The organism is Achromobacter sp. FW305-C-28, from assembly GCF_058783235.1.
This window is the reverse complement of sequence record NZ_JBYSYL010000001.1, coordinates 23203-47693: the sequence shown is the minus strand read 5'-3', so window position 1 is coordinate 47693 and position 24491 is coordinate 23203. Positions and strand designations below refer to the sequence as shown.

Genomic DNA, 24491 nt, shown 5'->3' with positions numbered 1-24491 from the left:
CTCATTCCCGGGCCAAGGCCTCGACGGGATCCAGGCGCGCCGCATTGCGCGCCGGTAAATAGCCGAACAGCACGCCGATCAGCGTCGAGCACGTGAATGCCGCCACCATCGACGCCGTCGAATAGATCATGCGGAACGAGCCGCCCGTGGCTTTCGCCACCAGCACACCCAGGCCCAGCGACAGCGCGATACCCACCGCCCCGCCAATCAGGCACACCAGCACCGCCTCGATCAGGAACTGTTGCATGATGTCGCTGCGGCGCGCGCCCACCGCCATCCGCACCCCGATTTCCCGGGTGCGCTCGGTGACCGACACCAGCATGATGTTCATCACCCCGATGCCGCCCACCATCAGCGAAATCAGCGCAATCAGCGACACCAGCAGCGTCATCGTCGCCGTCGTGCGTTCGATCGTCTTGCGGATCGCGTCCGTGTTGAACACGAAGAAATCCTTCACCACGTGGCGGCGCATCAGCACCCGCGTGATCGCCTGCTCGGCCGCGGCCGGCGGCGACGCGTCGTTCACGCGCACCGTGATGCTCTTCAGGTGTTGCTGGCCCAGCACGCGCGACAGCGCCGTGGTGTAGGGAATCCAGACGTTCAGCGTTTCGTTGTTGCCGAAGACCGTGTCGTTCTTCTTGGTCACGCCGATCACGCGGGCGGGCATCGCGCCCAGGAACACGATCTGGCCGATGGCATCGGTGTGCGAGCCGAACAGCGCCTTGCGGGTGCTTTCGTCGATCACCACTTCCTGCGCGCGGCGGGCCACGCTGGTGGCGTCGAAGAACTTGCCCTGCGCGAGCTTGACGTTGCGGACCCGGAAATATTGCTCGCCCACGCCCTGAATCGAACCGTTCACCGCCACGTTGCGATAGCGCAGCGTGCTGCTGGTGGAGACTTCCGGCGTCACGCTGTCCACGTACGACTCCCGGGCCAGCGCGTCGGCGTCGGCTGGCACCAGCGTGCGGATGTTGACGGCCTTTTCGTCGCCGAAGTCCTTGCCCGGAAACACCTCGACCGTATTGGTGCCGATCTCGCTGATGTCTTCCAGGATCTTCTGGCGCGAGCCCTCGCCCAGCGCCACCACCGACACCACCGCGGCGATGCCGATGATGATGCCCAGCATGGTCAGCGAGGTGCGCAGGCGATGCGCGTTCATGGCCAACAACGCCATGCGCAGGGCCTCGCCGCAACGGTCCAGGTAGGCCTGCCAGTTCGGTCGCGGCGGCAGCGGCGCGGCGTCCTCGCGCTCGGCCAGCACGCGCGGTGCATCGGGGTTGCGCTTGTCCGACACGATTTCGCCGTCGCTGATCTCGATGATGCGCTGCGCGTGGCGCGCCACGTTCATGTCGTGCGTGACCAGGATGATGGTGTGGCCGGCCGCGTTCAGTTCTTCCAGGATGCGCAGCACTTCCTGGCCCGTGTGCGTGTCCAGCGCGCCGGTCGGTTCGTCCGCCAGGATGATGTCGCCGCCGTTCATCAGCGCGCGCGCAATACTTACCCGCTGCTGCTGGCCGCCCGACAGCTGCCCGGGGCGATGGCCGGTGCGGTCGCCCAGGCCCAGGCGCCGCAACAGTTCGGCGGCGCGTTCCAGCCGGGCCTCGCGGCGCTTGCCGGCATAGACGGCCGGCACCTCGACGTTGCCCTGCGCCGTCAGGTCGGACAACAGGTGATAGCGCTGGAAAATGAAACCGAAGTGTTCGCGGCGCAGCTCGGCCAGTTCGTCCGGGTCGAGCTCGCCCGTGCTGCGGCCGTCCACGCGGTAGTCGCCGCTGGTGGGGCGGTCCAGGCAGCCCAGGATGTTCATCAGGGTCGACTTGCCCGAGCCCGACGCGCCGACGATGGCCACCATTTCCCCGGCCTCGATGGTCAGGTTGATGTCCTTGAGCACGGCGATAGTCTGCTCGCCCGCGGGAAACTCGCGGCGGACCCCGGCCAGCGAAATAAGCGGTCCGGCCATCTCAGCGTCCTGCAGTGGCAACCGGCGCGGCGTCGGCCGACACCACGCGTTCGCCCGCTTCCAGGCCTTCCAGCACCTGCGCCTGCACGTTGTTGTTCATGCCGATCTTGACCTGGCGGGTCTCGGTCTGGTTGTTCTTGCCGACCACCCGCACGGCATAGCGGCCGTCTTCGCCGCGCTTGCCCAGGGCCGAGGCCGGCACCACCACCGCGTCGCGGGCCTCGCCCAGCACGATGGACACCTGCGCCGTCATGGAGATGCGCAACTTTTCTTCGGGGTTGGGCACATCGAACAGGCCGTTGTAGTACACCGCGGCGCTGGTGGAATTGGAGCCGGACGACGTCAGGGACGCGGTGGCGTCGTCTTTCTGGATCGATTCGGGCGCCGGTTCCACCGCCCGCAGGGTGGCCTGGTAGCGCTGGTCGGGTTCGCCCAGGATGGTGAAGTACACCGGCAGGCCGGGCTTGACCCGGGTCACGTCGGCTTCGGAGATCTGCGCCTTGATGGTCATGGTGGCCACCTGGGCAACCTTGATGATGGTGGGCGCGCTCTGGAACGAGTTCACCGTCTGGCCTTCCTTGGTGACCACGGCGACCACGATGCCGTCGATGGGCGACACGATGCGGGTGTAGCCCAGGTTGACCTTGGCGGTGTCCACCTGGATTTCGGCCTGCACGATCTGCGCGTCCAGCGACGAGATGTCGGCGCGGGTCACGCCCAGCGTGGCCTCGGCGGTTTCATAGGCCTCGCGCGAGCTGGCGTCGGCCGCCAGCATCTGGCGCTGCCGGCGGAAGGCCAGTTCGGCCTGCTTCAGGGTGGCGACCTTGGCGGCGCGCTCGGCCCGGCGGGTCTGCAAGGCGGCCTGGGCGTTGCGCAGTTCGTTCTGCTGGGTCAGGTCGTCGATCTCGGCGACCAACTGCCCCTTCTTGACGCGGTCGCCCAGCGCCACCTTCAGCGACTTGAGCTGGCCGGTGGCCTGCGCGCCGACGCTCACGCGTTCGATGGCGTCCATCGTGCCGCTGGCCAGCACACTGTCTTCGAGGTTGCCACGCGTGACTTCCGCCACGGCGAAGGTGGGCGGCGGCGGGGCCGAGAAAAAGGCGGCCCGGACGCCATAGGCAATGATCAGGAGAACAACGGCGATAAGGACGTAGCGCTGGACTTTGCTGCGAGGCTTTTTCATTGAACCAGTTCGGATGGGGCGGCGAGGGCATGGCCCGCCACTCGAATAACTAAAAACGGATAGGGCTGGCGGCGCTTGCCCAGACTGCCTGCACATCCTAAACGCTGGTTTGCGCCAAAAGGATGCCCAATCTGTGGCGAAAGGGTGAAAAACGGTAAAGCGGGCCAGCGTTGGGCCGCCGTATCGAATGATTGTTCCGTTGCGTGAACGATACATCTGTTGCAGCGCATTAATGCAACCCGTGTAACCGACCTTGCGGCGAACGTGCCGCCATCTTGCCCCAACCCTATCCGACTTGGGCCATAGATGGCGCCTATCTTGTCGCCACCGCCGAAACACGATTGCCGCAGCGCAAAAAAACCGCGCCTCGACATAGCGCGACGATAGGCACAGAATGAATGCAGTTAAGTCGTATCCGTGCCTACTTCGCCCCCTTCCCCCTCTTCAAATCACGCCGCCCCGGAATTCTCCGGGGCGGCGCTGTTGTGCGTGCTGGCCATGCTGAACCACGTGGCGCTCACTGGGGGACGGATCACCGTATCCCTGACGGCGCTGCAGATGGGCCTGTCCACTTTCAAGGTGGGCACGCTGATCGCCGTGTTTGCCGTGCTGCCGATGCTGTTTTCGGTGCGCGCCGGCCGCTGGGTCGACCGGGTCGGCATCGTGCGCCCGCTGGTCACCGGGACCACGCTGGTGGTGATCGGCACCGCGCTGCCCTTCGTGTCGCAAACCCAGTTCGCGCTGCTCATCGCGTCCTGTTCCATCGGCATCGGCTTCATGCTGGACCAGGTGGCCACCCAGGATCTGCTGGGTCACGCCGAACCCACGCAGCGCCTGCGCAATTTCTCGTACATGTCGCTGGCCCTGGCGGGATCGGGGTTTTCGGGGCCATTGATCGCCGGCCTGGCGATCGACCACCTGGGCACCCGGCTGGCCTTCGGCCTGCTGACGCTGGGTCCGCTGCTGTCGGCGGCCGGGCTGTACACCTTGCGTCACCAATTGAAGGCGGTCGATTCGCTGCTGGCCGGCGCCAAGGAAGCCCAGCGCCGCCGCGTGACGGAGCTATTGGCCGTGCCGGCGCTGCGCCGCATCCTGATGGTCAACACCATTCTGTCCGGCGCCTGGGACACCCACCTGTTCGTCGTGCCCATCTTCGGCATCGCGATCGGCCTGTCCGCCACCACCATCGGCGTCATTCTTGCGTCCTTCGCGGCGGCAACGTTCATCATCCGCCTGGTATTGCCGCTGATCCAGCGCCGTGTGCGGTCTTGGACGCTGGTGCGCGTGGCCATGGCCACCGCCGCAATCGACTTCATGCTTTACCCGCTGTTCACCGACGTTAGCGTCCTGATCGTGCTGTCGTTCATCCTGGGGCTTGCGCTGGGGTGCTGCCAACCGAGTATGCTTTCACTGCTGCACCAGCATTCGCCGCCGGGCCGCGCCGCCGAAGCCGTGGGCCTGCGGATGGCGCTGATCAACGGTTCGCAGGTGTCCCTGCCGCTGACCTTCGGCGCGCTGGGTGCGGTCATCGGCGTCGCTCCGCTGTTCTGGGCCTATTCCGTGGCCCTGATGGCCGGAGGCTGGGCCAATCGCAACCCCCCGCTCGAGTCTGACCGGAAACCGTAGTCGTGAACACGCAGTCCCCTCCCTCCGCCGCCGGCATTGCCGGCGCCAGCCTGCCCTTTCGCCTGTGGACGCCCGAAGAACGCCAGGCGTCGCTGACCACTGCGCTGCAACATTGGCAGGCCGGCGAGGACGTCTGGGTATATGGGTACGGGTCCCTGGTCTGGCGCCCCGATTTCGATTTCGAAGAGCGTCGCCTGGCCACCTTGCATGGCCATCACCGGGCCCTGTGCCTGTGGTCGCGCGTCAACCGTGGCACGCCCGAATGCCCCGGCCTGGTGTTCGGCCTGGACCGCGGCGGCTCGTGCCGCGGCGTGGTCTACCGCCTGGCGGGCGGCCAGGTGCCGACGTATTTTCCGGCCCTGTGGGACCGGGAGATGTCCACTGGCGCCTACCTGCCCCGCTGGCTCAACTGCACCACCGAGGCCGGCACCGTCAAAGCGCTGGTATTTGTCATGAACCGCGCCAATCCGGCGTACATCCGCGCCCTGCCCGAACCCGAGCTGCTGGCCATCGTGCGCCGCGCCGCCGGCCGTTACGGCCCCTGCACCGAATACGTGGTGCAAACGGCCCAGGCGCTGCGCGCGGCCGGCATCCATGACGCCCGCCTGGAGGCCATCGCCCGCCGCCTCGAACAGGACGGCCGGCCGTTGCCCGAAGGCGCCTAGGGCGGCCACCGCCCCGGATCGGCTTACTGCGGACCGGAAACTTGCCCGGACCCTGCGCGGGGTCAATAAGGGGGGCATCCCAGCGGCGGTATAAACTGCTTGTTATCAACGCTGAATCAAACGCCCCATGTCTGTCTCAGATCTGCGTCAAAGCTACGACAAGAACGTGCTGCTGGAAAGCCAGGCCGCCGCCTCGCCGTTCGAGCAATTCACCCGCTGGTTCGACGAGGCCCTGGCCGCCAAGGTCCCCGAGCCCAACGCCATGACCCTGGCCACGGTCGATGCCGACGGCCAGCCCAGCGCGCGCATCGTCCTCATCAAGGGGTTCGACGAGCACGGTTTCACGTTCTTCACCAATTACGAATCCCGCAAGGGCACCGACCTTGCCGCCGAGCCGCGCGCCTGCCTGCTGTTCTTCTGGCAGCCGCTGGAACGCCAGGTGCGGATCGAGGGCGTGGTGGAAAAAGTCGCGGCCGAGGAATCGGACGCCTACTACCACAGCCGCCCGGCCGGCTCGCGCATCGGCGCCTGGGCCTCGCGCCAGAGCCAGCCGATCACCCGCGCCGAGCTCGAAGCCCGCGAACTGGAATTCCGCGAGCGCTACGGCGACCAGCCGCCGCGCCCGCCGCACTGGGGCGGTTATCGCCTCAAGCCCACTTCCCTGGAATTCTGGCAAGGCCGGCCCTCGCGCCTGCACGACCGCCTGCGCTATGTCGCCGACGGCCAAGGCTGGAAGATCGAACGCCTGTCGCCTTGACGCCGCCGGGCGCCGTTCCCGGCGCCCGCTCCCTCCCCTATCTGCATGCCCGCCTCCTCCCCTGATTTCGACGCTGCTTTCTTTCGCACCGCGCTGGGCCGCTACGCCACCGGCGTCACGGTCGTGACCACTTCCGACCTCGATGGCGCGCCCATCGGGCTCACGGTCAGCTCGTTCAACTCGGTTTCGCTCAACCCGCCGCTGGTGCTCTGGAGCCTGTCGCGCAATTCCTCGTCGCTGGCCGCCTTCGAGCAGTGCCAGCGCTACGTGGTCAACGTGCTCGGGGCCGAACAGATCGCCCTGGCGCGGCGCTTTGCTACCGGCAAGACGCCCGACCGCTACAACGGCCTGACGGTGCACCATGCGCCGGGCGGCACGCCGATGCTGGACGGCCACTGCGCCGCCTGGTTCGAATGCCACAACCGCAGCCGCTACGTCGAAGGAGATCACGTCATCATGGTCGGAGAAGTCGAGCGTTGCGGCCACAGCGGCGAACCGCCCCTGGTGTTCCATGCGGGCGGTTTCGACCTGACGCCGGCCGGCGCCCGCGCCGGCAAGACCCCATGAGCGCCGATATCGATTGCGTGGTGATCGGCGCCGGCGTGGTCGGCCTGGCCATCGCGCGCGCGCTGGCCCAGTCCGGCCGCGAAGTGCTGGTGGCCGAAGCCACCGAGGCCATCGGCACCGGCACCAGCTCGCGCAATTCCGAAGTCATCCACGCGGGCATCTATTACCCGGCCGGCAGCCTGAAGGCCCGCCTGTGCGTGCGCGGCAAGCACCTGCTGTACGCCTATTGCGCCGAACGCGGCATTCCGCACCGGCGCCTGGGCAAGCTGATCGTCGCCACCACCGCCGAACAGGCCACCCAGCTCGAAGGCATTGCCCAGCGCGCCCGCGCCAACGGCGTGGACGACCTGCAATTCATTTCCGGCGAAGACGCCATGCGGCTGGAGCCGGCGCTGCAATGCACGGCCGCGCTGGTGTCGCCGTCCACCGGCATCGTCGACAGCCACGCGCTGATGCTGGCCTACCAGGGCGACGCCGAGAACGCGGGCGCCCAATGCGTGTTCCACACGCCGCTGGTGTCCGGCCGCGTCCGCCCCGAAGGCGGCTTCGAATTGCAGTTCGGCGGCGATGACGCCATCAACCTGACCTGCAACGTGCTGATCAATTCGGCCGGCCTGCAGGCGCCGGCGCTGGCCCGCCGCATCGACGGCGTGCCGCCCGCCAGCATTCCCACCGATTACCTGTGCAAGGGCAGCTACTTCACGCTGGCCGGACGCGCCCCGTTCTCGCGCCTGATCTACCCGGTGCCGCAGCACGCCGGCCTGGGCGTGCACCTGACGCTGGACATGGGCGGCCAGGCCAAGTTCGGCCCCGACACCGAATGGGTCGGCACCGAGGACTACACCCTCGATCCGGCCCGCGCCGACGTGTTCTACGCCGCCGTGCGCAGCTACTGGCCGGCGCTGCCCGACGATGCCCTGACGCCGGGCTATACCGGCATCCGTCCCAAGATTTCCGGCCCGCACGAACCGGCCGCCGATTTCGTCATCGCCGGCCCCGCCGTGCATGGCGTGCCCGGCCTGGTGAATCTGTTCGGCATAGAATCGCCAGGCCTCACGTCCAGCCTGGCCTTGGCCGAAGAGACCCTGGCCAGACTGTGAATCTCTGCGTCGCGCGCTGACTGCCCCGTGGGCAAGCGCCGAAGCTCCCTTCATTCCTTTCCTTTTTCCTCTTAGCCATGCAGCACAACGACTACATCCTGACCCTGTCCTGCCCTGACCGCACCGGCATCGTCTTTCGCGTCAGCGGCCTGTTGTTCGAATTGGGTTGCAACATCCTGGATTCGCAGCAGTTCGGCGACGAGGAAACCGGCCGCTTCTTCCTGCGGGTGCACTTCGACCTGCCCGTGGGCGTGGCCCCCGAGGCCCTGCGCGGCCGGCTGGACGAGGTGTCGGCCGAGTACGGCATGGACCTGCAGCTGCATGACGCCCGCCGCAAGGAACGCCTGCTGATCATGGTCAGCAAGCAGGGCCACTGCCTGAACGACCTGCTGTTCCGCGTGCACAGCGGCCAGCTGCATGCCGAAGTGGCGGCCATCGTGTCCAACCACAACGACTACGCCGGCCTGGCTGCCTCGTATGGCATTCCGTTCCACCACCTGCCCGTCACGCCCGAAACCAAGGCACGGCAAGAGCAGGACGTGCTGGCGCTGGTGGACCAGTACAGCATCGACCTGGTGGTGCTGGCCCGCTACATGCAGATCCTGTCGGCCGACATGTGCCGCGCGCTGAACGGCCGCGCCATCAACATCCACCACAGCTTCCTGCCCAGCTTCAAGGGCGCGCGCCCGTACCACCAGGCGCATGCGCGCGGCGTAAAGATCATCGGCGCCACCGCCCACTTCGTGACCTCGGACCTGGACGAAGGCCCGATCATCGACCAGGACATCGAGCGCGTGGACCACACAATGACCGCGCAGGACCTGACCCAGGTCGGCAGCGACATCGAATCGCTGGTGCTGTCGCGCGCCGTGCGCAGCCATGTCGAACACCGCATCCTGCTGAATCGCAACAAGACCGTGGTGTTCCGCTAGGAACCCTGCGGGAACTGGCGCTCGACCAGCGCCAGCGCCTTGTCCTGCAGCGGCGAGCGTGCCGCCGCCGGCCAGATCACCTGGCTGACCGAGCGCGCCTGGTGCTCGAACGCGATGAAGCGCGTGCCCGCCAGCCCGCTGCGCGACAGGCAGGCGGGCACGATCGACACGCCCAGCCCCTGCGACACCAGCGAGGCCACGCTGAGCCAGTGGCGCACCTCGTGGCGAATCACCGGCATGAAGCCTGCCCCCACGCACAGCGACAGCACGGTTTCGTAATAGCTGGGCGAGGCGGCCCGGGCGAAGAACACGAAATCGTCCGTGGCCAGCTCCGCCAGCCGCAGCGACCGCCGCCGGGCCAGCGGGTGGCTGTCGGGCAGACACACCACGAACGGCTCGGCCAGCAGGTCGCGCGCGGCCACCCCGGCCGGCACCGGGTTGGCATGGATGAAGCCCAGGTCCTGTTCGCCACGCCGCACGGCCTCGATCTGGTCGTGCGAATTCTGCTCGGTCAGCACGTGCTCGACGTCCGGCAGTTCGGCGCGCATGGCCGCCAGCAGCGCTGGCAGGCCGCGATACAGCATCGACCCCACGAAGCCGATGCGCAGCCGTCCGCGCAGGCCGGCGTCCACCCGCTGCACCAGCGTGCGCACGTCCTCGGCCTGGCGCAGAAGCGTCAGGGCCTCGCGGTACAGCACCTGGCCGGCCGCGGTCAGTTCCACCTGGCGGCTGGTGCGCGCCAACAGCCGCGCGCCGACGTTGTCTTCCAGCTGGCGGATGGCGTAGCTGAGCGGCGGCTGCGAAATGTGCAGGCGCGCCGCCGCCCGGCTGAAATGGCGTTCTTCGGCCACGGCGATGAAATAGCGCAACAGGCGCGGGTCCAGGTCCATCGGTCTCCTCCCTGAGCGCCGCGGGGCGGCGCCGTCCGAGATCCATATTTTTTTTGGATAGGTCTACACCAAAACGGTATTTGTATAGATTAATCCATCGTCGCACCATGCCAGGCAACCCATTCCCCCGCAGGAGGCCGCCATGGATACCCCCGCCCAGCCCGCCACCCCGGTTTCGGCCACGCCCGTACCGGATTCTCGCGGCCTGAACCTGTTTCGCGCCGACCCCTACGCCGCGCCGCTGGCCCGGCACTACCTGCCCGCCGCGCTGCATGCGCACCTGCTGCCGCACCTGGACCGCCTGGGCGAACTGGCCGGCGGCCGCATGGACGAGCTGGCGGCCACGGCCGACAAGCATCCGCCCACCCTGTCGGTGCGCAGCCGCGCCGGGGCCGACGAATCGCGGGTGGACAAGCACCCGGCCTACGTCGAACTGGAACGCCTGGCCTACAGCGAATTCGGCCTGGCGGCCCTGTCGCACCGGGGCGGCGTGCTGGGCTGGCCGGAACCCATGCCGGCGGCCGCCAAGTACGCGCTCAGCCACCTGTTCGTGCAGGCCGAGTTCGGCCTGTGCTGCCCGGTCAGCATGACCGATTCCCTGGCCCGCACGCTGCGCAAGTTCGGCGACCCGGCGCTGGTGGAACGGGTGCTGCCGCAGGTCACCAGCCAGGATTTCGACACCCTGCGCCAGGGCGCCATGTTCATGACCGAGCAAGGCGCCGGGTCCGACGTCAGCGCCACCGAAGTCACCGCCCAGCCCCAGGATGACGGCACCTGGCGCGTATCCGGCGACAAGTGGTTCTGCTCCAACCCCGACGCCGGCTTTGCCATGGTGCTGGCGCGCAGCGAAGCCGAGCCGGGCCTGAAGGGCGTATCGCTGTTCCTGTTGCCGCGCGACCTGGAAGACGGCACGCACAACCGCTACCGCATCCTGCGCCTGAAGGACAAGCTGGGCACGCGCTCGATGGCCAGCGGCGAGATCCGGCTGGAAGGCGCCACGGCCTGGCTGGTGGGCGAACGCGGCAAGGGCTTCAAGCACATGGCCGACATGATCAACAACTCGCGCCTGTCCAACGGCATGCGCGCGGCCGGCCTGATGCGCCGCGCGGTCACCGAGGCCGTCTACGTCTCGCAGCACCGCCGCGCCTTTGGCAAGCGCCTGATCGACATGCCGCTGATGCAGCGCCAGCTGGTCAAGATGACGGTGTGGGCGGAGCAGGCGCGCAGCGTCATGTTCCAGACGGCGCGCGCGCTGGCCGACGCCGACCAGGGCCGCGGCGACCCCGCGCTGGCCCGCATCCTGACGCCGCTGATCAAGTTCCGCGCCTGCCGCGACGCACGCAAAGTCACCGGTGACGCCATGGAAGTGCGCGGCGGCTGCGGCTATATCGAAGAATGGACCGAACCGCGGCTGGTGCGCGACGCCCACCTGGGTTCAATCTGGGAAGGCACCAGCAACATCGTGGCGCTGGACGTGCTGCGGGCCATCAAGAAAGAAGGCTCGCTGCCCGCGCTGCGCCGCCACATCGACCACTTGCTGGCCGACGGCCTGCCCTGCCCGCCCGCCCTGGCCGACACCCAGGCCCGCGCGCTGGAACAGACCTATGCGCTGGCCGAGCACGCCGCCCAGGGCGACCGCGCCGAACTGGCGCGCCAGGCCGCCGCGCTGCTGTACCACGCGGTTTCCATGGCGGCGCTGCGCTGGGAAGCGGCTGGCGAGGGCCTGGCCAGCCGTGCCTTGCTGGCTGACCAGGTGCTGCAGCATCGCCTGGCGCCGCGCGATCCCTACGCCATTGCCGCCGACGAAAGCGCCGCCTGCCGCGGCATCCTGCAGTACGCGCTGTAGGCTGGCGCCCTTTGCCGCACCCGTAGCAGGACGGGTGCGCACGCTTGACCTGGCGATGCGGCATGGCCCGCATGCCTGTTCGACCCACGACGCCGGCGGCACAGTCGGCGCGCCCCTACCACTGGAGACTTCCATGAAACGCTTGTTCACCCCCTTGCTGCTGGCCGCCGCCGCGCTCACGGCCGGCGCCGCGCCCGCGCTGGCCGCCGACGCCTACCCGTCCCGCCCCGTCACGCTGGTGGTGCCCTTCCCGCCCGGTGGTCCCACCGATGCCCTGGCCCGCCGCCTGGCCGAAAAACTGAAGACGCCGCTGGGGCAGACCGTGATCGTCGAGAACCGCGCCGGCGCGGGCGGCAACATCGGGTCCGAATACGTGGCCGCCGCCAAGCCGGACGGCTACACCATCCTGTTCGGCACCTCCGGGCCGCTGGCCATCAACGTCAGCCTGTACAAGAACCAGGGCTACAACCCCGAGACCAGCTTCGCGCCCATCATCCGCATCGGCCACCTGCCCAACATCCTGGTGGTGAATCCGTCGGTGCCCGCCAACAACGCACAGGAACTGATCGCCTACGCCAGGAAGAACCCGGACAGGCTCAGCTACGCCTCGTCCGGCAACGGCGCCTCGTCGCACCTGGCGGGCATCCTGTTCAACCAGATGGCCGGCACCCAGGTCATGCACATCCCCTACAAGGGCACGGGGCCGGCGCTGAACGACCTGCTGGGTGGACAGGTGTCGATGTCGTTCACCGACATCCTGACCGCGCTGCCGTACATCAAGGCCGGCAAGCTGCGCGCCATCGGCCTGGCCAGCGCGCAACGCTCCGACGCCCTGCCCGACCTGCCGACCCTGTCCGAGCAAGGCCTGAAGGGCTACGACGTCAGCGTGTTCTTCGGCATCGTCGCGCCCAAGGACACGCCCGCCGCGGTGACGGCCAGGCTGAACCAGGCGTTCCAGACCGCGCTGGCCGACCCCGCCATCGAACAGACCCTGCGCAGCCAGGGCATCGTGCGGGCCGAAGACCAGACCCCGCAAGGCCTGTCCGCCTTCATCGCCAACGAAGTGCCCAAGTGGCGCACGCTCATCCAGAGCGCCCACGTTTCCATCGACTGACCCCGAGGCTCCATGGCTCCACAGCTTCCCGATGCCGGCGCCCTGGCCGGCTGCAAAGTGATCGACCTGTCCCGCGTGCTGGGCGGCCCCTACTGCACCCAGATCCTGGCCGACCACGGCGCCGACGTGCTCAAGATCGAGCCGCCCGGCGGCGACGAGACCCGTGGCTGGGGCCCGCCTTTCCTGGGCGACACGGCCTCGTACTTCGTCGGCGTCAATCGCAACAAGCGCGGCATGACGCTGGACCTGTCGCAAGCCGCGGGCCAGGAACTGCTGCGCCACCTGCTGGCCGATGCCGACGTGCTGGTCGAGAACTTCAAGCCCGGCACGCTGGAAAAGTGGGGCCTGGGCTACGACACGCTGAGCCAGCAGTTTCCCCGGCTGGTGCACTGCCGCGTCAGCGGCTTCGGCGCCGACGGCCCGCTGGGCGGCCTGCCCGGCTACGACGCCTGCGCCCAGGCCATGTGTGGCCTGATGAGCGTGAACGGCGAGGCCGACGGCGAAGCCACTCGCGTGGGCCTGCCGGTGGTGGACATGGTGACGGGCCTGAACGCCGCGGTGGCGATCCTGCTGGCGCTGAACGAGCGCGTGCGCAGCAACCTGGGCCAGTTCCTGGACATCACGCTGTACGACTGCGCGCTGTCGTTGCTGCATCCGCACGCGCCCAACTACTTCTACAGCGGCAAGACGCCGGGCCGCAGCGGCAACGCGCATCCCAACATCGCGCCCTACGAAACCCTGCCCACCGCCAGCGGCCCGATCTTCCTGGCCGTGGGCAACAACCGGCAGTTCGCCCAGTTGGCCCAGGTGCTGGGCGCGCCCGCCCTGGCCGACGACCCGCGCTACGCCGCCAACGCCGACCGCCTGGCGAACCGCCCGGCGCTGCGCGACGACCTGGCGACGCTGCTGGCCCGCCACGAGGCCGCCGCGCTGGCCGACCGCCTGCTACGCGCCGGCGTGCCGGCCGCCGCCGTACAGACGGTAGACCAGGCACTGGCGCATCCGCACACCCGGCACCGCGGCATGGTGCTGGAACAAGGGGACTACCGCGGCGTGGGCTCGCCCATCAAGCTGTCGCGCACGCCGGCCACGCTGCGGCGGCTGCCGCCGGACCTGGCGTCACCGACCGACTGAGCTCGTCGCGGCCTGCTTGGGTACGGCCTGCTTGCTGTGGGCCGTCCTGCCCATCACGTTCGCTTCATCGCCCACCTTGCGTGGGCGTTTTCATGCCCTCGCAGTCTCTCTTGCATGTTTTTCATGCACAGACAATTCGTTGCATCACTGTTGCATTGCCTGGCGTCCGGCCGATTTAGACTTTTTCCCGTACTTCGGGCCTGCTGCAACGGCAGGCCCTGACGTTGCCCTGGCGCGACTCCCATCGAAAGAGAACAAGGAGAAAGACTATGGCTGCGAATGCCTCCAGCGGTGATGCGCCGCAAGAGAACGCCCCGCTCAAGCGGGTGATGGGACCCAAGCTGCTGTTGCTGTTCATCGTCGGCGATATTCTCGGCACCGGCGTGTATGCGCTGACCGGTCAGGTGGCCAAAGAAGTCGGCGGGGCCGCCTGGCTGCCGTTCCTGGTGGCGTTCGGCGTGGCGCTGCTGACCGCGCTGTCCTACCTGGAACTGGTGACCAAGTACCCGAAAGCGGCCGGCGCGGCGCTGTATGTGCACAAGGCGTTCGGCGTGCACTTCCTGACCTTCATCGTCTGCTTTACCGTGATGTGTTCAGGCCTGACATCGGCCGCGACCGCCTCGCAAGCCTTTGCCGCCAATATGTTTGCGGCCTTCGGCATGGAGGCTGACAAGACCTGGATCACGATCGGCGCGCTGGGCTTCATGGCGCTGGTGATGCTGGTGAACCTGCGCGGCGCCTCGGAAAGCGTGCGCGCCAACGTGGTGCTGACGTTGATCGAACTGTCGGGCCTGCTGATGGTGATCCTGCTGGGCTTTTACGCCATGTCCGAAGGCCAGGCCGATTTCTCGCGCGTCATCGCCTTCGACACGCCGGAAGACAAGAGCGTGTTCCTGGCCGTCACCTCGGCCACCGCGCTGGCGTTCTTTGCCATGGTCGGCTTCGAGGATTCGGTCAACATGGCCGAGGAAACCCACAACCCCAGCCGCATCTTTCCCAAGGTGATGCTGACGGGCCTGGGGCTGACCGCCGTGATCTACGTGCTGGTGTCGATCTGCGCCGTGGCGCTGGTGCCGGTGGGCGAACTGGCCAGCAGCAGCACGCCGCTGGTGCTGGTGGTCAAGCGCGCCGCGCCGGGCCTGCCGGTGGAATACATCATGCCGGTGATCTCGATGTTCGCGGTCGCCAATTCGGCGCTGATCAACATGATGATGGCCAGCCGCCTCCTGTACGGCATGTCGCGCCAGGGCGTGCTGCCGTCGTTCCTGGCCCACGTGCATCGCCGCAACCAGACGCCCTGGACGGCCATCCTGTTCACCACCGTGCTGGCCTTCGGCCTGATCATCCTGGTGGCGCTGGGCGATTCCGAAGCCATCCGCGCGCTGGGCGGCACCACGGCCTTGCTGCTGCTGGGCGTGTTCGCCTTCGTCAACGTGGCGGTGCTGGTGCTGCGCCGCCACCCGGTCAAGCACGAGCACTTCCGCATCAACCGCGTCGTGCCCTGGCTGGGGGCTGCGGCCTGCCTGTTCCTGGTCACACCGCTGACCGGCCGCGACGTGATCCAGTACCAGGTCGCCGGCTGGCTGCTGCTGCTGGGCGTGGTGATGTGGGGCGTGACCTACCTGGCGCGCCGCAAGGAAGACAAGATGCAGCTGGACCCCGCGGCGCTGGACTGAACCGGCGGGCGGCCGGCCCGGCCACGCGGTGGCAGGCCGGGCTGCCCTGCCCCCCCGGGCTGCCTTAGCCGCCCTTCGCCAGCCCTTCGCGCCGCGGGTCGACCCCGCCTTGCAGGCCGTCCGGCGTGATCACGATGCCATGGATGCCGCTGGGAAACTCGGTGATCTTCACCGGGTGCCCCATGCGTTCCAGGGCCGGCGCCAACGCTTCCAGCGCGGTGCCCTTTTCCAGTTCGGTTTCCTTGTTGCGGCTGCCCATGTTGGGCAGCGCCGCCGCGGCCTGGATGTCCAGGCCCCAATCCAGCACCGCCACCACCGTCTTGGCAACGTAATTGATGATGGCGCTACCGCCGGGCGAACCCACCAGCAGGTAAGGCTTGCCGTCGCGCAGCACGATCAGCGGCGACATCGCGCTGCGCGGGCGCTTGCCAGGTTCGACACGATTCGCCACCAGCCGGCCTTCGGGGTCCTTGAACGATGACGAGAAATCGGTCATCTCGTTGTTCAGCAGGAAGCCGCGCACGAAGATCTTGCTGCCGAATTCGTTTTCGATGGTGGTGGTCATGGACAGCGCATTGCCGTCCGCGTCCGCCGCCACCAGGTGGCTGGTCGATGGCTGTTCCAGCGCGTTGTCCCGGCCCCGCGACAGCAGCTTGCCCTCGGGATCGCCGGGCAGCGCGACCTTCATGCTTCGATCCGGCTGGATCAACGCGCCGCGGGCGCGCAGGTAGGCCGGGTCCAGCATGGCGCGCACCGGCACCTTGACGAAGTCGGGGTCGGCCACGTAGAAGTCGCGGTCGGCAAACGCCAGCCGGCCGGCTTCCGAAAAATAGTGCACCGCCTCGACGCTGCCGGGCGCATAGTGCGACAGCGGGTACTGCTCCAGTTCGCCCAGCATCTGCAGCACGGCGATCGGGCCGCTGCTTGGCGGCCCCATGCCGCACAGCTGGTAACCGCGATAGGCGCCGCAGACCGGCTCGCGCTCGCGCGCCTGGTAGCCCGCCAGATCGGCCAGCGCCAGGTCGCCCGGCTTGGCGTGGGCATGCACCGCCGCCACGATGTCGCGCGCGATATCGCCTTGATAAAAAGCGTCGGCGCCGCCCTGGGCCACGGCCCGCAGCGTGGCCGCCAAGGCCGGGTTCTTCAGCACATGGCCGACGGGCCACGCGGCGCCGTCGGGCGCATAGAAATAGGCGGCGGCCGCCGCCTGGCGCGGCAGTTCCTTGTTGCCCGCCAGCAGCTTGTGCAGGCGCGGCGACACCGCGAAGCCCTGTTCGGCCAGGCGGATGGCCGGCTGGAACAGATCGGCCCACGGCAGCTTGCCCTGGCGCCGGTGCGCCATTTCCAGCCCGCGCAGCAGGCCCGGCACGCCCACCGCCATGCCGTTGTTGACCGACTGCACGAACGGCAACGGCTTGCCCTCGGCATCCAGGAAGCGGTCGGGGCGCGCGGCGGCTGGCGCTGTCTCGCGGCTGTCGTACGTGACGATGCGGCCCTGCCTGGCCGAGTACACCACCATGAAGGCGCCCCCGCCGATGCCGGACGATTGCGGCTCGACCAGGTTCAGCACCAGTTGCGCCGCGATAGCGGCGTCGACCACGCTGCCGCCCCGGCGCAGCATCTCGTCGCCGGCCTCGGTGGCCAGCGGGTTGGCCGCCACCATCATGAAATGCGGCGCACGCACCAATTCGCGCGCGCGGGTGCCGGTGGCGGCTTCGGGGTTGAGGTCGTCGGTGGCGACGGGCGAACGGGCCCAGGCGGATGGCATCGCGGCCAGCGCGGCGGCGAGCAGGACGGCGGCGGCGCAGGGACGCATGCGCATGACAGACTCCACGGATGACGCCGGCGGGCCGGCATGAGCTTGCATGATAGACAAATCGGCGCGGTCCTTGATACCGCCACATGCCGTCTCGCCGCGCCGTAGAATGCCGCTTTGCGCCGACACTTTCCCTTTCCCATGCGCCTGCGCCACATCGAGATCTTCGAAGCGATCCGCCGCACCGGCTCCCTGACGCAGGCCGCGGCGGCGCTGCACATCACGCAACCGGCCGCCAGCAAGCTGCTGGCCAGCGCCGAGGCGCAGCTGGGCTTCAAGCTGTTCGAACGCGTGAAAGGCCGCCTGGTCGCCACTCGCGAGGCCGACATCCTGACGCCCGAGGTCGCCCGCCTGAACCAGGACCTGGACAGCGTGCGCCGCCTGGCCGCCAGCCTGCGCGACCGGCCCCATGCCCATCTGCGGCTGGGCTGCGCGCCGGCGTTGGGCCTGGGCCTGTTGCCGGGCGTGGTGCGCGACAGCCGCCAGGCCCAGCCCGGCCTGACTTTCGACATTCATACCCACCACAGCACCGAGCTGGTCAACGGCATGCTGACGCGCGAGCTGGACCTGGCGGTGACCTTCGACACCCGCGACACGCCGGGCCTGACACGCATCGAGCTGGGCCACACCGAACTGGTGCACCTGAGCGCGCAGCCCGGCCACGGCCCGCTGGCGTTGGCCGACATTGCGGGCGACGCACTGATCCTGCTGGACGCCAGCGATGCGTCCGGCGCGCTGTTGCAGATGGCGCTGGATGCGCACGGCCTGGCCCCGCGCGCCGCGGTGCGCGTGCAAACGCACTACGTGGCCTGCGCACTGGCCCAGGCGGGCGCGGGAGACGCCATCGTTGATGCGGTCACGGCGCAGGCGATGCTGCGCCCCGGCATGCACCTGCGGCGGCTGGCGCCGACCTTGCAGGTGCCGATCAGCGTACTGGCGCGCGAGCAGGACCCGTTGTCGGCGCTGCACCGCGACCTGATCGACCGGCTGCGCGGCGCGTGCGAAGCGAGCCAGGCCGCGCTGCACGCCTAGCCACGACGAGCGTACTGTCGCCCAATGAAAAAGAGCGCCCGAGGGCGCTCTTTGCTTGACGGTTCAGGCAGCGGGCCAGGCCCGCGCCATCACGCCATCAGTCCAGCTTGATGTTCTGCTTTTTCACGACGTCCTTGGCCCAGTCGTACTGCTCCTGGATTTCCTTCGTGAATTCTTCCGGCGTGTTGCCCGACGGGGCCGAGCCCTGATCGTCCAGCGCCTTGATGACCTTCGGGTCCTTCAGGGCCACGACAGCGGCGTCACGCAGCTTGTTCACGACTTCCATCGGGGTGCCCTTGGGCGCCAGCAGGCCGTACCAGACCGGCTGGTTCAGCACGGGGAAGCCGGCTTCCTTGAAGTTCGGCACGCCCTTGAGCGCGGCGATGTCTTCCGGCCACGCGATGGCCATGGCGCGCAGCTTGCCCGCCTGGATCTGCGGCATGGAGGACGGCAGGTTGTCGAACAGGATTTCGATCTGGCCGCCGACGGCGTCGGCCACGGCCGGGCCCGACCCCTTGTAGGGCACGTGCACGATGTCGGTGCCCGTGGCCATCTTGAACGATTCACCCATCAAGTGCAGCACGCCGCAGGTGCCCGAACTGCCGTACGAGTACTTGCCGGGGTTCTTCTTGAGCTCTTCGACGAAGCCCTTGAAGTCCTTGGCCGGGAACTTCGGGTTCACGGCCACGACGTTGGCGGTGTTGGCGAAGTTGGTGACGGCCTGGAAGTCCTTGATCGGATCGTACGGCAGGTCGTTGGGGCGGCACGCCGGGTTCACGGCCATGGTCGACACGGTGGCGATCGACAGCGTGTAGCCGTCCTTGTCGGCACGAGCGGCTTCGGCCGCGCCGATGGCGCCGCCGGCGCCGCCCTTGTTTTCAACGACCATCGGCTGACCCAGTTCCTGGCTCATGCGCTGCGTCACGAGACGGGCGATGATGTCGGTGGAACCGCCCGGCGCGAACGGAACGATGACGCGAATCGGCTTGCTGGGATACTTGTCGGCGGCGTGGGCGACGGAAGCGCCGAGCGTGCCTGCGGCACCGGTTGCCACTGCGATGGCCAGAGCCAGGGAGCGAACTTTATTCATGGGTGTGTTTCCTCCAAGTGTGCGAGCCCGTATGTGAACGGACCGTTTTGTGGTGCACCCGCCTGTGGGCGGGTCAGCAGTTAACGGTGGGGGCGCATTGCTTAGTGTGCAGGGCAGAAAGCCGTGCTGTTTATGAGTTGCTTGTGGCACACGCGCCCGCCGGAATGACGGAGAATAGCAGCAAATGCTTACAGTCGCATAGGGCGCCGGTCCCCGGCCCAGACCTCGAAAAAAACACATCACACCATGTCGGTCGCACTGCTGGTTTTCCCTGATTTCTTGCTGGTCGCGCTGGGTTGGGCGCTGCGCCACAAACTGAATTTCTCACGCGAGTTTTTCGCCGGCACCGAGCGCCTGGTGTACTTCGTGCTGTTCCCCGCGCTGCTCTTTCAATCGATCCTGCGCACGCCGATCAGCGCGGGCAATGCCGTAATACTGTTGCAGGCGACGGCCGCGGTGATCGTGTCGGGCGTGGCGCTGTCGTGGCTGGCGGGGCTGGTGCTCAAGCCGTCGTCGTTGGGGCTGGCGTCGTCGGCGCAATGCGGCTTCCGGTTCAACACGTACATCGGGCTGGCGCTGTCGGCGAGCCTGGGCGGCGCGCAGGGGCAGACGGTGATGGCGCTGATCATCGGCTTCGCGGTGCCGATGGCGAATGTGGCGGCGGTGTACGGATTGGCGCGGCACAACGGCGGCAATCTGCTGCGCGAGCTGGCGCGCAATCCGCTGGTGGTGTCGACGCTGGCGGGGCTGGCGTGCAATCTGGCGGGGCTGCATCTGCCGGGGCCGGTGGATACGGTGCTGGCGCGGCTGGGCGCGGCGGCGATCGCGTTGGGGATTCTATGCGTGGGGGCCAGTCTGGCTTGGGAAGGCGGCAAGGGGTACGGGGGGTTGATTGCCTGGATGCTGGTGGTGAAGCTGGTGGGGTTGCCGCTTGTGGCGTTGGGGGTGGCGAACTTGCTGGGGTTGCCTGCGCTTGAGGCGCGGATGCTGTTGTTGTTTGGGGCGTTGCCTACGGCTTCTGCGGCTTATGTGTTGGCGATGCGGATGGGGGGGGATGGGCGGATGGTTGCCGTCTTGATTTCCCTTGGAACGTTGCTTTCTGCTTTGACGATTCCTTTGTGGATGATGCTTGCTGGGGGCCGTTGATTTTTTGCTTGCGGTGATTGGTGCTTCGTAGGTCGCTCCTCGGGGTGGCGGCTTGCCGAGCGGGCGCCCACGATTGAGTGAGAGATTTGCGGGGCCCGCAAAAACCGGCTGCACAGGCAGCCGGTTTTTGCATACGCGGTGTCTTGCGTCGGGGCGGTGATCGCTGCGCGCTGATGAGGGATCGATTTCTTTTGGGGTAGGCGCTGCATGCCGTGTGGGGTGGGCGGTGGTCGCTGCGCGCTTGCGGGGGGCTTGGTGCAAGGGCGGGCCGCGCATGCGGGGGCTGGCGAAAAAAAACCGCCCCATGGGGCGGTTTATTTGTGGCGCTTTGGCTGGGTGGTGGCGGCGCCGGTCGTTTGGCTTATTTGCCGGCGTTCGTCATGCTGCTGGGGACGACCCAGTCGGCGAATTGGGCTTCGGTGACGTAGCCCAGGGCCAGGGCGGACTCTTTGAGGGAGAGGCCTTCCTTGTGGGCTTTCTTGGCGATCTGGGCGGCCTTGTCGTAGCCGATGTGCGGGTTCAGGGCGGTGACGAGCATCAGCGAGCGGTCGACGAGTTCGGCGATGCGTTCGCGGTTCGGTTCGATGCCGGCGGCGCAGTGTTGGTCGAAGCTGGCCATGCCGTCGGTCAACAGGCGCACCGATTGCAGGAAGTTGTGGATGACCAGGGGCTTGTAGACGTTCAGTTCGAAGTTGCCGCTGGCGCCGCCGATGTTGATGGCGACGTCGTTGCCCAGGACCTGGGCGGCCAGCATGGTGATGGCTTCGCACTGGGTCGGGTTGACCTTGCCGGGCATGATCGAGCTGCCGGGTTCGTTTTCGGGGATGCTGATTTCGCCCAGGCCGGAACGCGGGCCGCTGGAGAGCCAGCGCACGTCGTTGGCGATCTTCATCAGGCCGGCGGCCAGGGACTTCAGGGCGCCGTGAGCGAACAGCAGGGCTTCGTGGGAAGCCAATGCCTGGAACTTGTTGGGGGCCGAGACGAAGGCAGTTTCGGTGGCATGGGCCAGTTCGGCCGAGACCTTGGCGGAAAATTGCGGGTGGGCATTCAGGCCGGTGCCGACGGCGGTGCCGCCGATGGCCAGCTGGTGCAGGCCGGGCAGCGTGGCGCGGATCTGTTGTTCGGCCAGATCCAGTTGGGCGACGTAGCCGGACAGTTCCTGGCCCAGGGTCAGGGGCGTGGCGTCTTGCAGGTGGGTACGGCCGATCTTGACGATGTCGTAGAACTCGGCGCTCTTGGCGGCGAAGGTGGCGCGCAGGGTCTTCAGGGCCGGCAGCAGGTGGTGTTCGACCTGGACGGCGGCGGCCACGTGCATGGCGGTGGGGAAGGTGTCGTTGGACGACTGGCCGCGGTTGACGTGGTCGTTGGGGTGGACCTTGCGTTCTTCGCCGCGCACGCCGCCCAGGATTTCCGAGGCGCGGTTGGCCAGCACCTCGTTCATGTTCATGTTGCTTTGCGTGCCCGACCCGGTCTGCCAGACGGACAGCGGGAATTCGTTGGGCCACTTGCCGGCGATGACTTCATCGGCGGCGCGGATGATGCCGTCGGCGATCTTGGGATCGAGCTCACCCAGGTCGGCGTTGACCTTGGCGGCCGCGCGCTTCAAGCGCGCCATCGCGTTGACCAGGGGTTCGGGCATTTTCTCGGTGGAAATCGCGAAAAAATGCAGCGAGCGCTGGGTCTGTGCACCCCAGAGGTGGTCTTCGGGGACTTCGATGGGGCCGAAGGTGTCTTTTTCGATGCGGGTCTTCATGGCGCGTACAGCTCCGTAGCAGCGTCCGTCGCGGTCGGCGGAGGAGCCGCCAGGCACGACTTATTTGAGAATAGCAATCACTTATAGATTAGCAGAAACCCGAATTCCTATAATTGCGTTCAATCCGCGTTTCCATCCTGATCTTTTACCACTCGCCCACTGCCCCGCGCCATGTCCGCTCCCCTCAGCAGCCTGACCCTGCACCTGCCCGACGAAGCCGCTACCGACGCCCTCGCGCGGCAGCTGGCGCCGCTTGTTTCCGGCAAGCAAACCGGCCTGGCAGGCGCATGTATCCATCTTCGGGGGGACCTGGGGGCAGGAAAGACGGCCTTCACCAGGGCATTGTTGCGCGAATGCGGCATCACAGGCCGAATCAAGAGTCCAAGCTACGCGCTGCTTGAATCCTATAAAGTTTCTAACTTATACTTCTATCATCTTGATTTTTATAGATTTAGTGATTCGCGCGAATGGTTGGACGCAGGATTCCGGGATTTACTGCGTGAAGATGCGGTCGTTTTGATCGAATGGCCGGAGCGGGCCGAGGGTCTTTTGCCCCCGCCCGACCTGCAGATTTCCCTGGCCTACGCCGGCCCGGGACGCGACGCCACCCTGACCGCGTACACCGCTCGAGGACAAACATGGTTGAACGCGATTGTCCCCCCGCCCGTCACGGCGCCCTCCCCGCAGCAGGCGCCACCCGACGCCGCCTGATCAGCGTCGCCGCCACCCTGCTCGTGCTGCCGGTGGTGCCGCGGCTGGCCCAGGCCGCCACGATCCTGGCGGTACGTACCTGGCCGGCCGATGAATACACCCGGGTCACGCTCGAACTCGACAGCGAGCTCAAGGCCGAACAATTCACCCTGGAAAACCCCCACCGCCTGGTGGTCGATATCGAGGGTCTGACCCTGAGCGCCGCGCTGAATGACCTGGTGTCCAAGGTCCGGCCCGACGATCCCTACATCCAGAGCCTGCGCGTGGCGCAGAACCGCCCGAACGTGGTGCGGCTGGTGTTCGACCTGAAGCAGGCCGTGGCGCCGCAGGTGTTCACGCTGAAACCGGTGGCGGACTACCAGTACCGCCTGGTGCTGGACCTGTATCCCAAGGTCGCCCAGGATCCGCTGGTGGCCATCCTGAACAAGAGCGGCCCCGACGCGGACGATCCGCTGGCCCGCATCCTGGAAGACATCCAGCGCAACCCGGCCACCCGCGCCGACCCGCCCGAACCGCCGCGCGTGCGCGGCCAGCAGCCGGCCCCGCCCCTGGCGGTGCCCAAGGCGCCACCGGCCACCGCGGGCCGCGGCAAGCAGCGCATGCTGACCATTGCGCTGGATCCGGGCCATGGCGGCGAAGATCCCGGCGCCATCGGCAGCAGCGGCCTGCGCGAAAAAGACGTGGTGCTGCGCATTGCCCGGCGGCTCAAGCAGCTGATCGACAGCCAGCCCTATATGCGCGCCTACCTGACGCGCGACGACGATTTCTTCGTCCCGCTGCATGTGCGGGTGCAAAAGGCCCGCCGCGTCCATGCCGACCTGTTCGTGTCGATCCACGCCGATGCCTGGATCAAGCCTTCAGCCAATGGTTCGTCGGTGTTCGCGCTGTCCCAGCGCGGTGCTTCCAGCACCCAGGCACGCTGGATGGCCGACAAGGAAAACGCGGCCGACCTGATCGGCGGCGTCAACCTGGGCAGCCACGACCGCCAGGTGGCCAAGGTGCTGCTGGACCTGTCCACCACCGCGCAGATCAACGATTCGCTCAAGGTCGGCAACGCCTTCCTGGACGAGATCAAGAAGATCAACCGGCTGCACAAGAACAGCGTGGAACAGGCCGGCTTTGCCGTGCTGAAGGCGCCGGACATCCCCTCGGTGCTGGTCGAAACCGCCTTCATCAGCAACCCGCAGGAAGAAGCGCTGCTCAAGACCCAGGCGCACCAGGAAAAGCTGGCGCAGGCCATGATGACGGGCATCCAGCGCTACTTCACGGCCAACCCGCCGCTGGCGCGGCTGGGCGACGTCAGCTGACACAATACGGACTATCAAGCTAATAAACGCCGAGGCCCGCATCCCGTAGGGGATTGCGGGCCTTCTTCTTGCCGGGAAACACTTCCCGCAGGAAGTGGTCCACGTAGAATTTCTCGACGTTGAGTCCGAGCCTGGCCGGTAGGAGCACGGGAAAAAGCGCTTGGAGACCCGATCCAGGAGCTCGCC

General features: G+C 67.5%; 20 protein-coding genes. 14 read left to right on the top strand and 6 right to left on the bottom strand.

Annotated elements, in window-relative coordinates; genetic code table 11:
* Position 1: 1 nt before the first annotated feature.
* Together AC3WMR_RS00215 and AC3WMR_RS00210 are read right to left on the bottom strand one after the other, a co-directional pair.
* Complete coding sequence (locus tag AC3WMR_RS00215) at positions 2 to 1960, bottom strand: MacB family efflux pump subunit (protein ID WP_492262203.1); 1959 nt, start codon at positions 1958 to 1960, stop codon at positions 2 to 4.
* Between the two features lies 1 nt (position 1961).
* Positions 1962 to 3143 (bottom strand): efflux RND transporter periplasmic adaptor subunit, encoded by a 1182-nt coding sequence (locus tag AC3WMR_RS00210; protein ID WP_492262202.1) that lies wholly within the window; start codon positions 3141 to 3143, stop codon positions 1962 to 1964.
* Positions 3144 to 3560: 417 nt separating this feature from the next.
* Between AC3WMR_RS00210 and AC3WMR_RS00205 the strand changes: the two genes are divergently transcribed.
* The 6 genes from AC3WMR_RS00205 to purU all read left to right on the top strand — a co-directional run bounded on the left by AC3WMR_RS00205 (position 3561) and on the right by purU (position 8790).
* Complete coding sequence (locus AC3WMR_RS00205; RefSeq protein WP_492262201.1) at positions 3561 to 4769, top strand: MFS transporter; 1209 nt, start codon at positions 3561 to 3563, stop codon at positions 4767 to 4769.
* A gap of 2 nt (positions 4770 to 4771) precedes the next feature.
* On the top strand, positions 4772 to 5434 hold the full coding sequence (locus tag AC3WMR_RS00200; protein ID WP_492262200.1) for a gamma-glutamylcyclotransferase: 663 nt from the start codon (positions 4772 to 4774) through the stop codon (positions 5432 to 5434).
* Between the two features lie 127 nt (positions 5435 to 5561).
* On the top strand, positions 5562 to 6191 hold the full coding sequence (gene pdxH / locus AC3WMR_RS00195) for a pyridoxamine 5'-phosphate oxidase (protein ID WP_175190774.1): 630 nt from the start codon (positions 5562 to 5564) through the stop codon (positions 6189 to 6191).
* A gap of 45 nt (positions 6192 to 6236) precedes the next feature.
* Entirely contained in the window at positions 6237 to 6758 is a 522-nt protein-coding gene (locus tag AC3WMR_RS00190) for a flavin reductase family protein (RefSeq protein WP_025136754.1), read from the top strand.
* A complete protein-coding gene (locus AC3WMR_RS00185) occupies positions 6755 to 7858 on the top strand; it encodes an NAD(P)/FAD-dependent oxidoreductase (protein ID WP_492262199.1) in 1104 nt (367 codons plus the stop codon). The genes AC3WMR_RS00190 and AC3WMR_RS00185 overlap by 4 nt, the downstream gene beginning before the upstream one ends.
* Positions 7859 to 7935: 77 nt before the next feature.
* Positions 7936 to 8790 carry a formyltetrahydrofolate deformylase gene (gene purU / locus AC3WMR_RS00180; protein ID WP_492262198.1) on the top strand — a complete coding sequence of 285 codons (855 nt, stop codon included), beginning with the start codon at positions 7936 to 7938 and terminating at the stop codon, positions 8788 to 8790.
* On the opposite strand, the gene AC3WMR_RS00175 is transcribed toward purU, so the two are convergent.
* The gene (locus AC3WMR_RS00175; RefSeq protein WP_492262197.1) at positions 8787 to 9680 is read right to left on the bottom strand and encodes a LysR family transcriptional regulator; all 894 of its coding nucleotides are present in this window, start codon (positions 9678 to 9680) and stop codon (positions 8787 to 8789) included. The genes purU and AC3WMR_RS00175 overlap by 4 nt on opposite strands.
* Before the next feature lie 142 nt (positions 9681 to 9822).
* Between AC3WMR_RS00175 and AC3WMR_RS00170 the strand changes: the two genes are divergently transcribed.
* From AC3WMR_RS00170 to AC3WMR_RS00155, 4 genes are all read left to right on the top strand, one after another.
* Entirely contained in the window at positions 9823 to 11526 is a 1704-nt protein-coding gene (locus AC3WMR_RS00170; RefSeq protein WP_492262196.1) for an acyl-CoA dehydrogenase family protein, read from the top strand.
* A 133-nt stretch (positions 11527 to 11659) separates the two neighbouring features.
* Complete coding sequence (locus tag AC3WMR_RS00165) at positions 11660 to 12640, top strand: Bug family tripartite tricarboxylate transporter substrate binding protein (protein WP_492262195.1); 981 nt, start codon at positions 11660 to 11662, stop codon at positions 12638 to 12640.
* A gap of 12 nt (positions 12641 to 12652) precedes the next feature.
* Positions 12653 to 13774: a CaiB/BaiF CoA transferase family protein gene (locus AC3WMR_RS00160; protein WP_492262194.1), complete on the top strand. Its 1122-nt coding sequence runs from the start codon at positions 12653 to 12655 to the stop codon at positions 13772 to 13774.
* Positions 13775 to 14043: 269 nt separating this feature from the next.
* Complete coding sequence (locus AC3WMR_RS00155) at positions 14044 to 15450, top strand: APC family permease (protein WP_492262193.1); 1407 nt, start codon at positions 14044 to 14046, stop codon at positions 15448 to 15450.
* A 64-nt stretch (positions 15451 to 15514) separates the two neighbouring features.
* Here AC3WMR_RS00155 and ggt read toward each other — a convergent pair whose 3' ends face one another.
* Complete coding sequence (gene ggt / locus AC3WMR_RS00150) at positions 15515 to 17272, bottom strand: gamma-glutamyltransferase (protein ID WP_492262192.1); 1758 nt, start codon at positions 17270 to 17272, stop codon at positions 15515 to 15517.
* A gap of 135 nt (positions 17273 to 17407) precedes the next feature.
* On the opposite strand from ggt, the gene AC3WMR_RS00145 reads away from it, so the two are divergent.
* A complete protein-coding gene (locus AC3WMR_RS00145) occupies positions 17408 to 18298 on the top strand; it encodes a LysR family transcriptional regulator (RefSeq protein ID WP_492262191.1) in 891 nt (296 codons plus the stop codon).
* Positions 18299 to 18395: 97 nt separating this feature from the next.
* Here the strand turns inward: AC3WMR_RS00145 and AC3WMR_RS00140 are convergent, their stop codons facing one another.
* Positions 18396 to 19388: a tripartite tricarboxylate transporter substrate binding protein BugE gene (locus AC3WMR_RS00140; RefSeq protein ID WP_492262190.1), complete on the bottom strand. Its 993-nt coding sequence runs from the start codon at positions 19386 to 19388 to the stop codon at positions 18396 to 18398.
* Positions 19389 to 19634: 246 nt separating this feature from the next.
* Here AC3WMR_RS00140 and AC3WMR_RS00135 point away from each other — a divergent pair, with 246 nt between their 5' ends.
* Entirely contained in the window at positions 19635 to 20534 is a 900-nt protein-coding gene (locus AC3WMR_RS00135; protein WP_492262189.1) for an AEC family transporter, read from the top strand.
* Positions 20535 to 20895: 361 nt separating this feature from the next.
* On the opposite strand, the gene fumC is transcribed toward AC3WMR_RS00135, so the two are convergent.
* A complete protein-coding gene (gene fumC, locus AC3WMR_RS00130; RefSeq protein ID WP_492262188.1) occupies positions 20896 to 22287 on the bottom strand; it encodes a class II fumarate hydratase in 1392 nt (463 codons plus the stop codon).
* A 171-nt stretch (positions 22288 to 22458) separates the two neighbouring features.
* Between fumC and tsaE the strand changes: the two genes are divergently transcribed.
* Both tsaE and AC3WMR_RS00120 read left to right on the top strand, forming a co-directional pair.
* The gene (gene tsaE / locus AC3WMR_RS00125; protein WP_492262187.1) at positions 22459 to 22998 is read left to right on the top strand and encodes a tRNA (adenosine(37)-N6)-threonylcarbamoyltransferase complex ATPase subunit type 1 TsaE; all 540 of its coding nucleotides are present in this window, start codon (positions 22459 to 22461) and stop codon (positions 22996 to 22998) included.
* Positions 22926 to 24305: an N-acetylmuramoyl-L-alanine amidase gene (locus AC3WMR_RS00120; protein ID WP_492262186.1), complete on the top strand. Its 1380-nt coding sequence runs from the start codon at positions 22926 to 22928 to the stop codon at positions 24303 to 24305. The genes tsaE and AC3WMR_RS00120 overlap by 73 nt, the downstream gene beginning before the upstream one ends.
* The last annotated feature ends 186 nt before the right edge of the window (positions 24306 to 24491 follow it).